This window comes from Pseudomonas sp. J380, assembly GCF_009827115.1.
GTDB classification, from domain to species: Bacteria; Pseudomonadota; Gammaproteobacteria; order Pseudomonadales; family Pseudomonadaceae; genus Aquipseudomonas; species Aquipseudomonas paracarnis.
In genome coordinates, this window is the sequence record NZ_CP043060.1 from 4,319,886 (window position 1) to 4,332,821 (window position 12,936).

The 12,936-nt window shown below is 59.4% G+C and carries 12 protein-coding genes; 8 read left to right on the forward strand and 4 right to left on the reverse strand.

Going from position 1 to position 12,936, the window contains the following annotated elements; genetic code table 11:
• Positions 1-2: 2 nt before the first annotated feature.
• Positions 3-788: a transporter substrate-binding domain-containing protein gene (locus tag FXO12_RS19440; RefSeq protein WP_057975316.1), complete on the reverse strand. Its 786-nt coding sequence runs from the start codon at positions 786-788 to the stop codon at positions 3-5.
• 254 nt (positions 789-1,042) lie between these two features.
• Between FXO12_RS19440 and FXO12_RS19445 the strand changes: the two genes are divergently transcribed.
• From FXO12_RS19445 to FXO12_RS19470, 6 genes are all read left to right on the forward strand, one after another.
• On the forward strand, positions 1,043-1,738 hold the full coding sequence (locus FXO12_RS19445; protein ID WP_034129020.1) for a FadR/GntR family transcriptional regulator: 696 nt from the start codon (positions 1,043-1,045) through the stop codon (positions 1,736-1,738).
• Between the two features lie 121 nt (positions 1,739-1,859).
• Positions 1,860-2,189 (forward strand): thioredoxin TrxA, encoded by a 330-nt coding sequence (trxA, locus tag FXO12_RS19450; protein ID WP_034129019.1) that lies wholly within the window; start codon positions 1,860-1,862, stop codon positions 2,187-2,189.
• A gap of 234 nt (positions 2,190-2,423) precedes the next feature.
• A complete protein-coding gene (gene rho / locus FXO12_RS19455; protein ID WP_003176825.1) occupies positions 2,424-3,683 on the forward strand; it encodes a transcription termination factor Rho in 1,260 nt (419 codons plus the stop codon).
• A 155-nt stretch (positions 3,684-3,838) separates the two neighbouring features.
• Positions 3,839-5,821, forward strand: a complete 1,983-nt coding sequence (locus FXO12_RS19460; protein WP_060772781.1) for an acyltransferase family protein — start codon at positions 3,839-3,841, stop codon at positions 5,819-5,821.
• A 59-nt stretch (positions 5,822-5,880) separates the two neighbouring features.
• On the forward strand, positions 5,881-7,347 hold the full coding sequence (gene ubiD / locus FXO12_RS19465) for a 4-hydroxy-3-polyprenylbenzoate decarboxylase (RefSeq protein ID WP_003195329.1): 1,467 nt from the start codon (positions 5,881-5,883) through the stop codon (positions 7,345-7,347).
• Positions 7,347-8,315 carry a CDP-6-deoxy-delta-3,4-glucoseen reductase gene (locus FXO12_RS19470; protein WP_057975318.1) on the forward strand — a complete coding sequence of 323 codons (969 nt, stop codon included), beginning with the start codon at positions 7,347-7,349 and terminating at the stop codon, positions 8,313-8,315. Before ubiD ends, FXO12_RS19470 begins: the two co-directional genes overlap by 1 nt.
• A gap of 60 nt (positions 8,316-8,375) precedes the next feature.
• Here FXO12_RS19470 and FXO12_RS19475 read toward each other — a convergent pair whose 3' ends face one another.
• A complete protein-coding gene (locus FXO12_RS19475; protein WP_057975319.1) occupies positions 8,376-8,858 on the reverse strand; it encodes a hypothetical protein in 483 nt (160 codons plus the stop codon).
• Between the two features lie 250 nt (positions 8,859-9,108).
• Between FXO12_RS19475 and FXO12_RS19480 the strand changes: the two genes are divergently transcribed.
• A complete protein-coding gene (locus tag FXO12_RS19480) occupies positions 9,109-9,762 on the forward strand; it encodes a gamma-glutamylcyclotransferase (RefSeq protein WP_014720416.1) in 654 nt (217 codons plus the stop codon).
• On the opposite strand, the gene glpT is transcribed toward FXO12_RS19480, so the two are convergent.
• Both glpT and FXO12_RS19490 read right to left on the reverse strand, forming a co-directional pair.
• The gene (gene glpT, locus FXO12_RS19485) at positions 9,759-11,096 is read right to left on the reverse strand and encodes a glycerol-3-phosphate transporter (RefSeq protein WP_032878817.1); all 1,338 of its coding nucleotides are present in this window, start codon (positions 11,094-11,096) and stop codon (positions 9,759-9,761) included. The two genes, FXO12_RS19480 and glpT, sit on opposite strands and share 4 nt — an antisense overlap.
• A gap of 291 nt (positions 11,097-11,387) precedes the next feature.
• Positions 11,388-12,365, reverse strand: a complete 978-nt coding sequence (locus FXO12_RS19490; RefSeq protein ID WP_057975320.1) for an NADPH:quinone oxidoreductase family protein — start codon at positions 12,363-12,365, stop codon at positions 11,388-11,390.
• A 150-nt stretch (positions 12,366-12,515) separates the two neighbouring features.
• Here FXO12_RS19490 and FXO12_RS19495 point away from each other — a divergent pair, with 150 nt between their 5' ends.
• Positions 12,516-12,923, forward strand: coding sequence for a flagellar basal body-associated protein FliL (locus FXO12_RS19495; RefSeq protein ID WP_057975321.1), 408 nt, complete (start codon positions 12,516-12,518; stop codon positions 12,921-12,923).
• Positions 12,924-12,936 lie beyond the last annotated feature (13 nt).

Genomic DNA, 12,936 nt, shown 5'->3' on the forward strand with positions numbered 1-12,936 from the left:
CGTCAGAGGTCGGCAGGCAGCGGTTCTTTGAGCCACTGCATGGCGTTTTTCTCCAGGCTACCGTCAGCCTTGGCTGCGACCAGGATCTGGTTGACCTTTTCCAACAGCGCCGGCTCGTTCTTGTTCACGCCCACGTATACCGGCGAGTCCTTGAGCTTCACCTTCAGCGCGGGTACGCGTTTGGGGTTGCGTTCGCTGATGGCCACCATGACCACGTTGCCGCTGGCGATCAGGTCGACCTGGCCGGCCAGGTAGGCGGCGATAGTGGAATTGTTGTCTTCAAAGCGCTTGATCGTGGCTTCCTTGGGCGCTACCGCTGTCAGCTCGATGTCCTCGATGGCGCCACGGGTCACGCTAATGGTCTTGCCCTTGAGGTCTTCGAGGCTGGCGATGGCGGCGTCAGGCGGCCCAAACACGGCGAGGTAGAACGGCGCGTAGGCGCTGGAGAAGTCGATGACCTTTGCGCGCTCGGGGTTCTTGCCCAGGCTGGAAATCACCAGATCGACCTTGCCGGTGGTGAGAAACGGGATGCGGTTGGTGCTGTTCACCGGGGTCAGTTCCAGCTTGACCTTGAGTTGGTCGGCCAGCAGTTTGGCGGTGTCGATGTCCAGGCCACGGGGTTGCATGTCAGGGCCGACCGAGCCAAACGGCGGAAAGTCCTGGGGGACGGCAACCTTCAGCGTGCCACGAGCGACGATGTCATCCAGACCATTCGCCTGGGCGGGTGCCTGGCTCAGCATCAGGCTGGCAAACAGGGCAGTGAGCAGGGCGCTGTAGCGCTTGGTCATGGCAACTCTCCGAAAAAGGCGAAGGAATTTTCTGAGTTTGCCCAGTGCACAGCCCATGCCAGCACCGTTCGGATCGTCTGCAAGGCTGATGTTTATTGAGATGCACAGGTCTTACTGGTCTGAACAGTTGCCAGGGTTTTCGCACCCTTTTCGAGCGCTCACAAAAAGCTGCGAGCCCCTTTGGGGCGTGGCTTGCAGCCGGCCATAAATAGTTTTACAACGGGTCACGCAGCTATCGGGAACCTGTGCTTTTTATGAATTCCATTGCCCAAGCCGTACCGGAAGCGGCCTTGCAGGCCATCCGCAAACTCATCAAGGAGCAAGGCTTCGGGCCGGGCGATGCGTTACCGTCCCAGCGCGACCTGGCCCTGCAATTGGGGGTGAGCCGGGCTTCGTTGCGTGAGGCGCTGTCATCGCTTAGCGCCTTGGGCGTGGTCAGTGTGCAGCCGGGCAAGGGCGTGTTCGTGCAGGATGTGCAAGAAGCGCCCGGGTTTGCCTGGCCCTTCGCGGCGCAGGCTACGCCGCCGGATATCTTCCAGCTGCGCTACGCATTGGAGGGGTTTGCGGCGGGGTTGGCAGCAATGGCACTGACCATCGAGGCGCTGGACAGCCTGGAGGATAATGTCGAAGCCATGCACAGAGTGCTCAAGGCGCGTGACTTCGAAGCGGCCGCTCGCCTGGACTTCGAATTTCACCAGTGCATTCTGCTGGCCAGCGGTAACCAGGCAATGGTGAGTATCCTCAGTGCCAGTGCCGAGGTGTTTTTGGAGAGTCAGAAACTACCGTTCATCCGGCCGGAGCGGGCCATGGAAACCTGGCAGGAACATCGCAGGATCCTGCGCGCCCTGGCCCGCCGCAACAGTACGACGGCGCAGAAAACCATGCAGGAACATATACGTAATGCTGCGTTGCGCACGGGCATTGCGTTCGTGACGCCCGTTACGTCGTGAGTGGGGTCATACCCACACTCATTCAACTTCATAGCAAGACTCAATCAGACGCGGCTTCCTGAACAGGGGAAGGGCGGCTATGATGGGCAACGTTTTTTTTGCTTACAATCCGGAGACATCCATGAGCAACGATCTTATCAAGCACGTCACCGACGCGACCTTTGAGGCCGAAGTACTCAAGGCTGCCGGCCCGGTGCTGGTTGACTACTGGGCTGAATGGTGCGGCCCTTGCAAAATGATCGCTCCGGTCCTGGACGACATTGCAACCACCTACGAAGGCAAGCTGACCGTTGCCAAGCTGAACATCGACGACAACCAGGAAACTCCGGCCAAGCATGGCGTACGTGGTATTCCTACGCTGATGCTGTTCAAGAACGGCAATGTTGAAGCGACTAAAGTGGGCGCGCTGTCGAAGTCCCAGCTGCAAGCTTTCCTCGACGCGAACATCTAAGCGTCGTCAAAAAAGCCCCGCAAATAGCGGGGCTTTTTCGTAAAGCAGGGCTAGACGCTCCGAAATCCAGGTGGTACATTCGGCCCCGCAGTGGTTTCTCCACTGCCCCCTGCAAGCCGTCGCCGACGCATTCCTTTTCGATTAGTACGCGATCCTGTCGCCTTCTCTGCGGCGCGGCCTCATTAAGCCAAAAGCTTAATTTCCCCCCTCCATAAATGATTACGTCATTCCTATATGAATCTGACTGAACTCAAGCAAAAGCCGATTACCGACCTGCTCCAATTGGCCGAAGAAATGGGCATAGAAAATATGGCCCGTTCGCGCAAGCAGGACGTGATTTTCTCCCTGCTCAAGAAGCACGCGAAAAGCGGCGAGGAAATCTCCGGTGATGGCGTGCTGGAGATCCTCCAGGACGGCTTCGGCTTCCTCCGCTCTGCAGACGCGTCCTATCTCGCCGGCCCAGACGATATCTACGTCTCGCCGAGCCAGATCCGTCGCTTCAACTTGCGCACTGGTGACACCATCGTTGGCAAGATCCGTCCTCCGAAGGAAGGCGAGCGTTACTTCGCCCTGCTCAAGGTCGACACGATCAACTTCGACCGCCCAGAGAACGCGAAAAACAAGATTCTCTTCGAGAACCTGACCCCGCTGTTCCCGACCGTGCGCATGAAGATGGAAGCCGGTAACGGCTCCACCGAAGACTTGACCGGTCGTGTGATCGATCTCTGCGCTCCGATCGGCAAAGGCCAGCGTGGCCTGATCGTCGCACCGCCGAAAGCCGGCAAGACCATCATGCTGCAGAACATCGCCGCGAACATTGCACGTAACAACCCTGAAGTTCATCTGATCGTGCTGTTGATCGATGAGCGTCCGGAAGAAGTGACCGAAATGCAGCGCACCGTGCGCGGCGAAGTGGTTGCCTCGACGTTCGATGAGCCGCCAACCCGCCACGTGCAGGTTGCCGAAATGGTGATCGAAAAGGCCAAGCGCCTGGTCGAGCACAAGAAAGACGTGGTGATCCTGCTCGATTCCATCACGCGTCTGGCCCGTGCCTACAACACCGTGATCCCGAGCTCCGGCAAGGTGCTGACCGGTGGTGTCGATGCCCACGCCCTGGAGAAACCAAAGCGTTTCTTCGGCGCTGCGCGGAACATCGAAGAAGGCGGCTCGCTGACCATTATCGCCACCGCGCTGGTTGAAACCGGCTCGAAGATGGACGAAGTGATCTACGAAGAGTTCAAGGGTACCGGCAACATGGAACTGCCTTTGGACCGCCGCATCGCTGAAAAGCGTGTGTTCCCGGCGATCAACATCAACCGCTCCGGCACCCGCCGCGAAGAGTTGCTGACCGCAGACGACGAACTGCAGCGTATGTGGATCCTGCGCAAGCTGCTGCACCCGATGGACGAAGTCGCGGCCATCGAGTTTCTGATCGACAAGCTGAAAACCACCAAGACCAACGACGAGTTCTTCCTGTCGATGAAACGCAAGTAATACAGCGTTTCAGGTCCAAAAAAATGGCGTCCTTAATGGGACGCCATTTTTTTGCGTCGAGATTCTGCGATTTTTGTGGCATAAGTATCCGTTAAGTAACAAAAATTGACGCGTGACTTCGCTCATCCCTTTCGTCGCAGACTGACCACATTCTTATGACCACCCTTGCTTACCGCAGAGACATCGATGGCCTGCGTGCCATTGCTGTCCTTGCAGTCGTGTTGTTCCACTTTGGTGTCCCTGGCATTACTGGCGGTTTTGTTGGCGTTGACGTCTTCTTCGTCATCTCAGGTTTCCTGATCACGTCAATTATCTGGCGTGAGCGTCAAGCTGGACGCTTCAGCTTCATCGACTTCTGGGCTCGTCGAGCCCGGCGTATCTTGCCGGCCCTGTTTGTGATGATCGCCGCGACACTGGCAGTGGGTTGGTTTCTGTTGGCGCCCAAGGACTATGAGGAGTTAGGGCGGTCTGCGCACTATCAGGTGACCTTTACGTCGAACCTGTTGTTCTCGCGTCAGCATGGCTACTTTGATGCCTCATCCGACATCAAGCCCTTGCTGCATACCTGGTCGCTTGCAGTAGAAGAGCAGTTCTATATTTTCTTCCCATTGCTGCTGACGTTGCTTTCCAGTCGGTTGAAGCACTGGCGCCTGGCATTGTTCGCGGTACTGTTGGTGTCGTTTGGCATGAGCGTCTGGGCGGTTCAGCATGAGCCGCAGAAAGCCTTCTTCCTGTTGCACCTGCGGGCCTGGGAACTACTGGCCGGTGCAATGCTGGCGGTGCAGCCCAAGCGTGAATGGCGCGCCTCGCCGGCCTTGGCTCAAGGGGTCAGCCTGGCTTCCCTGGCATTGATCCTCATCGCTGTGCTGGGCTACGACGCGAAAACGCCGTTCCCAGGTGCGACCGCGTTGTTGCCCGTGCTGGGGGTGGTCGGGTTGATCTGGGCCAACGGTCAGCAACAGACCTGGGTCGCTCGCCTGTTGGGCACACGGATCATGGTGGGTATCGGGCTGATCTCTTATTCCTGGTACCTCTGGCACTGGCCGGTGTTCGTGTACGCCAACTATGCCGCGGTGGATGGCTTGAGCGCGCTGGAGCTGGCGGGGCTGATGCTGCTTTCGCTGGTGCTGGGCTATCTGTCCTGGCGCTTCGTGGAAACGCCGTTCCGGGAAAAACGTTTGCTGGCTTCGCGTAAGGCGATTCTGGCGTCAGCCATGGTCGGCATTCTGGGGCTGGGCTTTACTGGCCTTGCGATACGCGAAGCTGACGGCGTGCCTTCGCGCTTGTCCGAACAGGCGTTGCGTTTTGCCCAGGCCAAGAAGTGGAGCCCTGACCTGCTGGCGTGCATGGCCGACAAAGATACGCCCGATGAACGCTTGTTCTGCCATTTCGGCCCGAAAGGCCAATCTGTTTCAGCACTGGTATGGGGCGACAGTCACGCCACTGCGCTGATACCCGCACTCAAAGAGGGCGCTGATCGCCACGATATCAGCCTGGTCGAAGCCAGTTTTGCCGGCTGTATTCCCCTCGATGGCCTGGAGAATATTGCCCGCTGCGCGCATTTCAATCGTCGCGTCGAGAAGGCCATGTCCGAGCAGACTTTCAGCGATGTGGTGTTGGCCGCCCGCTGGAGCCTGTATGTGTACGGGCAAATGTCCGGCGACAAGGAGCATGCGCTCAAAGACCCGGGCACTGGCCAGTATGTGCGTGCCGTCGCCGAACAACGCTTTGCCCAGGGCTTGCGCGAGCGCATCCAGGGCTTGCGCGCTGCCGGGCACAAGGTCTGGCTGGTCAAGGAAGTGCCGCTGCAGGAAATCATCGTACCTTACCGTCTCAGCCGCCTGGCCATGATGAACCGCCCCGTGGACGGTGAAGGGCTCGCCGTGGCCGAGCATGTAAAGCGCCAGGCCTTTATCACGCACTTGTTTGATGAGTTGGCGGCGGCCGACAGCGGTGTCGCGGTGCTGGACCCTGCACCTTTGCTGTGTGGCACCGACGGTGTATGCCGGGTCGAACTCAATGGCCGAGCGCTGTATACCGACGATAACCACCTTTCAGACGTCGGCGCGCGACACATCGAAGCCTTCCTGGAGCCGTTGTTCAGTTCGTTGCAATCACGCGGATTGACGGCCAATTAAGCTGCCAGCCGCCCTCAGAGCAGGTAGGATGTACGCCTATTTTACGGGTGGCATGGTTAATGAAATTCAAGGATCTTCGGGATTTCGTGCAGCAACTTGAGCAGCGCGGAGAGTTGAAACGTATCCAGATGCCGATTTCTCCGGTGCTGGAAATGACTGAGATTTGCGACCGCACCTTGCGCAACAAGGGCCCGGCGCTGTTGTTCGAAAACCCGACCGGCTTCGATATTCCGGTGCTGGGCAACCTGTTCGGCACTCCCGAGCGCGTGGCCTTTGGCATGGGCGCCGAGTCTGTCAGCGAACTGCGCGAGATCGGCAAGCTGCTGGCCTTTCTCAAGGAGCCCGAGCCGCCCAAGGGCTTGAAGGACGCCTGGTCCAAGCTGCCGATCTTCCGCAAGATCATTGCCATGGCCCCCAAGGTGGTCAAGGACGCGGTGTGCCAGGAAGTGGTCATTGAGGGCGACGATGTCGACCTGGCCATGCTCCCGGTGCAAACCTGCTGGCCCGGCGACGTCGGCCCGCTGATCACCTGGGGCCTGACCGTCACCAAAGGCCCGAACAAGGACCGCCAGAACCTCGGTATCTACCGTCAGCAAGTCATTGGCCGTAACAAAGTGATCATGCGCTGGCTGAGCCACCGTGGCGGCGCCCTCGACTTCCGTGAGTGGTGCGAAAAGCATCCCGGCAAGCCGTTCCCGGTATCCGTGGCCCTGGGTGCCGACCCGGCGACCATCCTCGGCGCGGTCACGCCCGTACCTGACAGCCTCTCCGAGTACGCTTTCGCCGGTTTGTTGCGCGGTAATCGCACGGAGCTGGTGAAGTGCCGCGGTAATGACCTGCAAGTGCCGGCCACCGCCGAAATCATCCTTGAAGGCGTGATTCACCCAGGTGAAATGGCCGATGAAGGCCCCTACGGCGACCACACCGGTTACTACAACGAAGTCGACAGCTTCCCGGTGTTCACCGTCGAGCGCATCACCCATCGGGTCAAGCCGATCTACCACAGCACCTACACGGGTCGTCCGCCCGATGAGCCCGCCATCCTCGGCGTGGCGCTCAACGAAGTGTTCGTGCCGATCCTGCAAAAGCAATTCCCGGAAATCACCGACTTCTACCTGCCGCCCGAGGGCTGTTCGTATCGCATGGCCATCGTGACCATGAAGAAGTCGTATCCGGGGCATGCCAAGCGGGTAATGCTCGGCGTATGGTCGTTTTTGCGACAGTTCATGTACACCAAGTTCGTTATTGTCACCGACGACGACATCAATGCCCGGGACTGGAACGACGTGATCTGGGCCATCACCACGCGCATGGACCCCAAGCGCGATACGGTGATGATCGACAACACGCCTATCGACTACCTCGACTTCGCGTCGCCGGTATCGGGCCTTGGCTCAAAGATGGGCCTGGATGCCACGCACAAATGGCCGGGCGAAACCACGCGTGAGTGGGGCCGGGTGATCGTCAAGGATGAAGCTGTCACTGCGCGGGTCGATGCGATCTGGAAAGAATTGGGAATAGATTGATGCGTGTAACCCTGCAACCTTCCGGTGCTGTGCTGGAACTGGCCCCTGGCGAGCGAATCCTCGAGGGCGCCCGTCGCCTGGGCTATGAGTGCCCTCAGGCCTGTCGCAATGGCGTGTGCCATGTCTGCGCGGCGTTGCTGGTGGAAGGCCGGGTACGCCAAGCCGGGGAAGTGCGCGATCATGGTGAGTTCTACACCTGTATCGCCGAGCCCCTGGAGGATTGTGTGGTGCTGTGGGATGGCGTTCTGGCGCCGGGAGAGTTGCCGTTGCGCAAATTGTCGTGCCAATTGATCGAGTGTGCGCAAGTGGGTGGCGATGTGTGGCGCGTGCGCCTGCGCGCCCCGGCTGGCAAGGCGGTGCGTTATCACGCCGGGCAATACCTGATGATCGAGCGGGACAACGGCGAGAAGTCAGCGTTTTCCCTTGCCTCGGCGCCCCATGCCGGGCGTGAGTTGGAGTTGCATGTACTGGCACGGGAAGCCAGCGCGCGCAGCCTCATCGAACAGTTGCAGCGTAACCAGATGGCGCGCGTCGAGCTGCCGTTTGGCGACACTCACTTGGCTGAACTGCCAGACGGGCCACTGGTACTGATGGCCGCCGGCACCGGCATGGCGCAGATGAACAGTCTGATCGAGCATTGCCGCGCTTCAGGTTTCAAGCACCCGGTGCATCTGTATTGGGGCGTGCGTCTGCCGGAAGATTTCTACGAAATCGAGCATTGGGATCAATGGCTGCAATTACCCAACCTGTTCCTGCACAAAGTCGTCAGCGATCTGTGTGGTTGGGAAGGGCGCTGTGGTTTGCTGCATGAGGCAGTGTGCGAAGACATTGCCGACCTCAATAGCGTGCACGTCTACGCCAGCGGTTCGCCGGCGATGATCTACGGCACGCTGGACGCACTGGTCAACGCCGGCATGGATGCGCACCGGATGCGCGCCGACGTCTTCGCCTACGCCCCAAGGCCCTGAAGCCTTGCGCTGAATAATGTAGGAGCAGGCAAGTCAGCTCCCACAGGGGACAGTGTCGTGTCAGAAGCGCACGCCAGTTGTCACCATTGCCGCGTTGAACCCGAGCAACACCAACTCCGCCGCCACCGGCCCGTAATGCGCGCCCACCGACGGAATGATCACCGGCGCCACACCGAATCGGTTCAACGGGATCTTGTCGCGGTACTCGCCGCGATAGCCCTGAAGCAGCCCGCCGGTCAATTTTGCATACACCGGATACTCCGCCAGGTCATAGCGCTTGCCCGCATAGGCGTAGTACGAGCGCTGGCGGAACGAGTTGCGAAAAGTCACCCCACCATACAACAGCCCCGATGCCTCGTTGCGTTCCAGGCCGATCAAGCCCTGCTTGTTGTTGTGCTCCGGGTCGGGTGCGAAGTGCCGGGTGTAGACACTGGTCTGGGCGTACCAGAAGCCTTTGTCGTCGTTGGCGAGTGGGGTTTCGCTCGCCAGCGCGGTGGTGGCTTGGGCCAGGAACAACAGCCCAGGCAATCGAAATTTTTTCATGGGGCGACCTCGATAGTCGATGTAATGAACGGCTAAGTGGGTCGTTATGTGCGCGCTAGTTTGACGGCGTGGCGCCCGCCCAGGCTGAACCGGGGCTGACAGTAGCGGGATTAACCGTCCAGATCCTGACGAGTGGCGGCGTTGATTAATGCCCAGTGGCACTTTTTCGCCGTACGGTTACAGCGCTGCGTTTTATTACGGTAAAGTCGCTCACAACTGGTAACACACAGGAGGCGCACCGCTTTTCGCCATGACCGCCATTGAAACCGATCTTCTGCAATTGGCTTACCCTCCGCGGCTCGATCTGGGGCCGCAACTCACTCACGAACAATTGATGAGCTCGATGCAAGCCACCATGGCTCGGCACAAGGGTGGGCCGGTGTGGCTGTTTGCGTATGGTTCGCTGATCTGGCGCCCTGAATGCTCGTCGACCGAGCGGGTGCGTGCACGGGTTCACGGTTATCACCGTGGCCTGTATTTGTGGTCACACGAGCATCGCGGTACGCCGGAGCTGCCGGGGTTGGTGTTCGGGCTGGATCGCGGTGGTTCCTGCAGCGGGTTTGCCTACCGCTTGCCGGAGGACCAGTTGGAGGCCTCGCTGTATGCCCTGTGGCAACGCGAGATGCCTTACCCCTCGTACCGGCCGCACTGGCTCAGCTGCCGATTGGAAGATGGCAGCACCGTGCAGGCGTTGGGGTTTGTGTTGGAGCGGCACTTGCCTAGCTATGCCGGCAACTTGCCCGATATCGTGCTTAATCACGTACTGCAAAGCGCTTGCGGGCGTTACGGTACCACTCGCGATTATGTCGAGCAGACCGTGAACGCCCTGCGTAGCCACGCCATGCCAGATAAAAACCTGGAGGCGCGGCTCAAGCGTTGTGCCAAGGACTGCCTGGGTGGTTAACGCGCCGAGCTGACACTGTTGGTGTGCCACAGTGTAGGGATCAGGAACGCGATCGCCAGTACGCACGCACCAATCAGCAGCACGAAACCACCGTCCCAGCCGAAATGGTCGACCGTGTAGCCCATGGCCGCACTTGCCGCTACCGAACCGCCCAGATAACCGAACAAACCGGTGAAGCCCGCTGCGGTGCCGGCGGCCTTCTTCGGAGCCAGTTCCAGTGCCTGCAGGCCGATCAGCATCACCGGGCCGTAGATCAGGAAGCCGATGGAGAACAGCGCAATCATGTCGATCATCGGGTTGCCCGGCGGGTTGAGCCAGTAAACCAGGGTGGCCACTGTCACCAGGGCCATGAACACGATACCGGTCAGGCCGCGGTTGCCACGGAAGATCTTGTCCGACATCCAGCCGCACAGCAGCGTGCCCGGGATACCTGCCCACTCGTAGAAGAAGTACGCCCAGGACGACTTATCGACCGTGAAGTGCTTGGCTTCTTTCAAGTAGGTCGGCGCCCAGTCCAGTACGCCGTAGCGCAGCAGATAGACAAACACGTTGGCGAAGGCGATGTACCACAGCATTTTGTTGCGCAGCACGTACTTGACGAAGATTTCCTTGGCGCTGAATTCGTCTTCGTGGCTGGCATCGTAGCCTTCCGGGTAATCGTTCTTGTACTTCTCGATAGGCGGCAGGCCCACCGATTGCGGTGTGTCGCGCATGGTGATGAAGGCAAACGCTGCCACCGCCAAGGCCACGGTGGCCGGTACATAGAACGCCGCATGCCAGTCGTTGAACCACGCCATGCCCAGCAGGAACAGCGGGCCGATCAAGCCACCGCCGACGTTATGCGCCACGTTCCAAACCGACACCACGCCGCCGCGTTCTTTCTGCGACCACCAGTGCACCATGGTCCGCCCACTTGGCGGCCAGCCCATGCCCTGGGCCCAGCCGTTGATGAACAGCAAAATGAACATCATGGTCACGCTGGACGTTGCCCAAGGTGCGAAACCGAAAATGAACATCACCCCCGCCGAAACCAGCAGGCCAAAGGGCAGGAAATAGCGTGGGTTGGAGCGGTCGGACACCAGGCCCATGAGGAACTTGGACAAGCCGTAGGCAATCGCAATCGCCGACATTGCCAGGCCCAGTTCACCGCGGGTGTAACCCTCGTCGATCAGGTAGGGCATGGCCAGGGAGAAGTTTTTACGCAGCAGGTAGTAACCGGCGTAACCAAAGAAAATACCCGCGAAGATCTGCCAGCGCAGCCGTCGGTAGGTACTGTCTATTTTTTCTTCAGGCAAGGGCGCCTGGTGTGCGGCAGGACGAAAGAAAGCAAACATTCAAGAGCTCCAAATTTCTTGTTTTGACTGCGGATGCGAATGTTACAGTTTCGTTACCGAAAATAGCATCGCCTCTTATCTGCAAACACAGGAAACGAGAGCAATTGCATGTTCTTTTACGAACATGTCGCCTATAGATATGTGATGGTCGTGGTTAGGTCCTAAGACCGCGAAGTAACTACTGTGGGAGCTGGCTGGCCTGCGATGGCGATCTTTCAGCTTCATCTGTAGCCGCTGACCCACCGCTATCGCAGGCAAGCCAGCTCCCACATGGATTGCATTTCAGGTGTGTTATCGGGTTTGGACAACTATTTTACCCACTGCCTTGCGCTGTCCCAGATCATTGATCGCCTGTGCTGCCTGTTCCAGCGGATACACCTGTGACACCAACGGCTTCAACTTGCCCTCGCCATACCACGTGAACAACTGCTGAAAATTCGCCGCGTTATCCTGCGGCTGGCGCTGGGCAAACGAGCCCCAGAACACCCCGACCACCGCTGCGCCCTTGAGCAACGCCAGGTTCACCGGCAGTTCAGGAATACGCCCACTGGCGAACCCCACCACCAGCAGCCGCCCATTCCAGGCGATCGAACGAATGGCCTGGTCAAACAGGTCGCCACCCACCGGGTCGTAGATAACGTCGGCGCCATTGCCATCGGTCAGGCGCTTGACCTCATCCTTGAGGCTGGCTTCGCTGTAGTTGATCAACTCATCGGCGCCAGCCGCCTTGGCCACCGCGAGTTTGTCGGCGCTGCTGGCGGCGGCAATCACCCGGGCGCCCATGGCCTTGCCGATCTCCACGGCGGCCAGGCCCACGCCACCGGACGCGCCAAGCACCAGCAAGGTCTCGCCGGGTTGCAGGTTGGCGCGTTGTTTCAGCGCATGCATGGAGGTGCCGTAGGTCATGCTGAAGGCGGCGGCGGTGTAGAAATCCATGCTCGGCGGGATCGGCAGCACGTTATAGCCGGGCACCGCGACCTGCTCGGCAAAGCTGCCCCAGCCGGTCAGCGCCATCACACGGTCACCGACTTTCAGATGGCTGACTTTCTCACCCACTTCACTGACCACGCCTGCCGCTTCGCCACCGGGTGAGAACGGAAAGGGCGGCTTGAACTGGTAGTTGCCTTCGATGATCAGGGTGTCCGGGAAATTCACCCCGGCCGCGTGCACGTCCAACAGGATTTCGTTCTTCTTGATCGCGGGGCTGGCGATCTCTTCCAGCACCAGGGTTTCGGCGGGGCCGAAGGCTTTGCACAGCACAGCTTTCATCGGACTATTCCTTTTGGCGTCGTGGCCGATAAGTGTAGGAGGGAACGCCCGTGGGTCAACGAGCATGCCCGCGCCTGATAAGCCCCCATAAGCTTGTGCTCAGCCTTGCTAGCGTTATGCTACCCGGCAACCGAATTCGAGGAATGAACTGTGAAAGCGTGGATCCTGTTGATGCTTGCCCTGACGTTGCCGATGGCAGCCCATGCCGAAGAAGCCAAGGAAGGCGAGGCGCCGAAAGTCAGCTACATCAGCCTGACGCCGCCGTTCGTGGGCAATTACGGCCTGGATGGCACGGCCAAGCTCAAGGTCTACAAGGCCGACATTGCTCTGCGCGTGACCGGTGATGAGGCGGCGAAGTTGGTCAAGGCCAACGACCCGTTGATTCGCAACCAACTGGTCGCGCTGTTTACCCAGCAGACCAACGAGACCATGAGCAGTGTGGAAGGGAAGGAAAAGCTGCGTCAGGAAGCGTTGAAGCAAACGCAGCAGGTGATGAACGATGAAACCGGCAAGCCAGTGGTAGAAGACCTGCTGTTCAACAACCTGATCATCCAGTAGGAGCGAGCTTGCT

What these genes read in the sequence shown, in the direction of transcription:
- ubiD (WP_003195329.1), top strand. Translation starts at nt 5,881, where the DNA reads ATGAAATTCAAGGATCTTCGGGATTTCGTGCAGCAACTTGAGCAGCGC.
- FXO12_RS19470 (WP_057975318.1), top strand. Translation starts at nt 7,347, where the DNA reads ATGCGTGTAACCCTGCAACCTTCCGGTGCTGTGCTGGAACTGGCCCCT.
- trxA (WP_034129019.1), top strand. Translation starts at nt 1,860, where the DNA reads ATGAGCAACGATCTTATCAAGCACGTCACCGACGCGACCTTTGAGGCC.
- FXO12_RS19445 (WP_034129020.1), top strand. Translation starts at nt 1,043, where the DNA reads ATGAATTCCATTGCCCAAGCCGTACCGGAAGCGGCCTTGCAGGCCATC.
- FXO12_RS19475 (WP_057975319.1), bottom strand. Translation starts at nt 8,858, where the DNA reads ATGAAAAAATTTCGATTGCCTGGGCTGTTGTTCCTGGCCCAAGCCACC.
- glpT (WP_032878817.1), bottom strand. Translation starts at nt 11,096, where the DNA reads ATGTTTGCTTTCTTTCGTCCTGCCGCACACCAGGCGCCCTTGCCTGAA.
- FXO12_RS19490 (WP_057975320.1), bottom strand. Translation starts at nt 12,365, where the DNA reads ATGAAAGCTGTGCTGTGCAAAGCCTTCGGCCCCGCCGAAACCCTGGTG.
- rho (WP_003176825.1), top strand. Translation starts at nt 2,424, where the DNA reads ATGAATCTGACTGAACTCAAGCAAAAGCCGATTACCGACCTGCTCCAA.
- FXO12_RS19480 (WP_014720416.1), top strand. Translation starts at nt 9,109, where the DNA reads ATGACCGCCATTGAAACCGATCTTCTGCAATTGGCTTACCCTCCGCGG.
- FXO12_RS19440 (WP_057975316.1), bottom strand. Translation starts at nt 788, where the DNA reads ATGACCAAGCGCTACAGCGCCCTGCTCACTGCCCTGTTTGCCAGCCTG.
- FXO12_RS19460 (WP_060772781.1), top strand. Translation starts at nt 3,839, where the DNA reads ATGACCACCCTTGCTTACCGCAGAGACATCGATGGCCTGCGTGCCATT.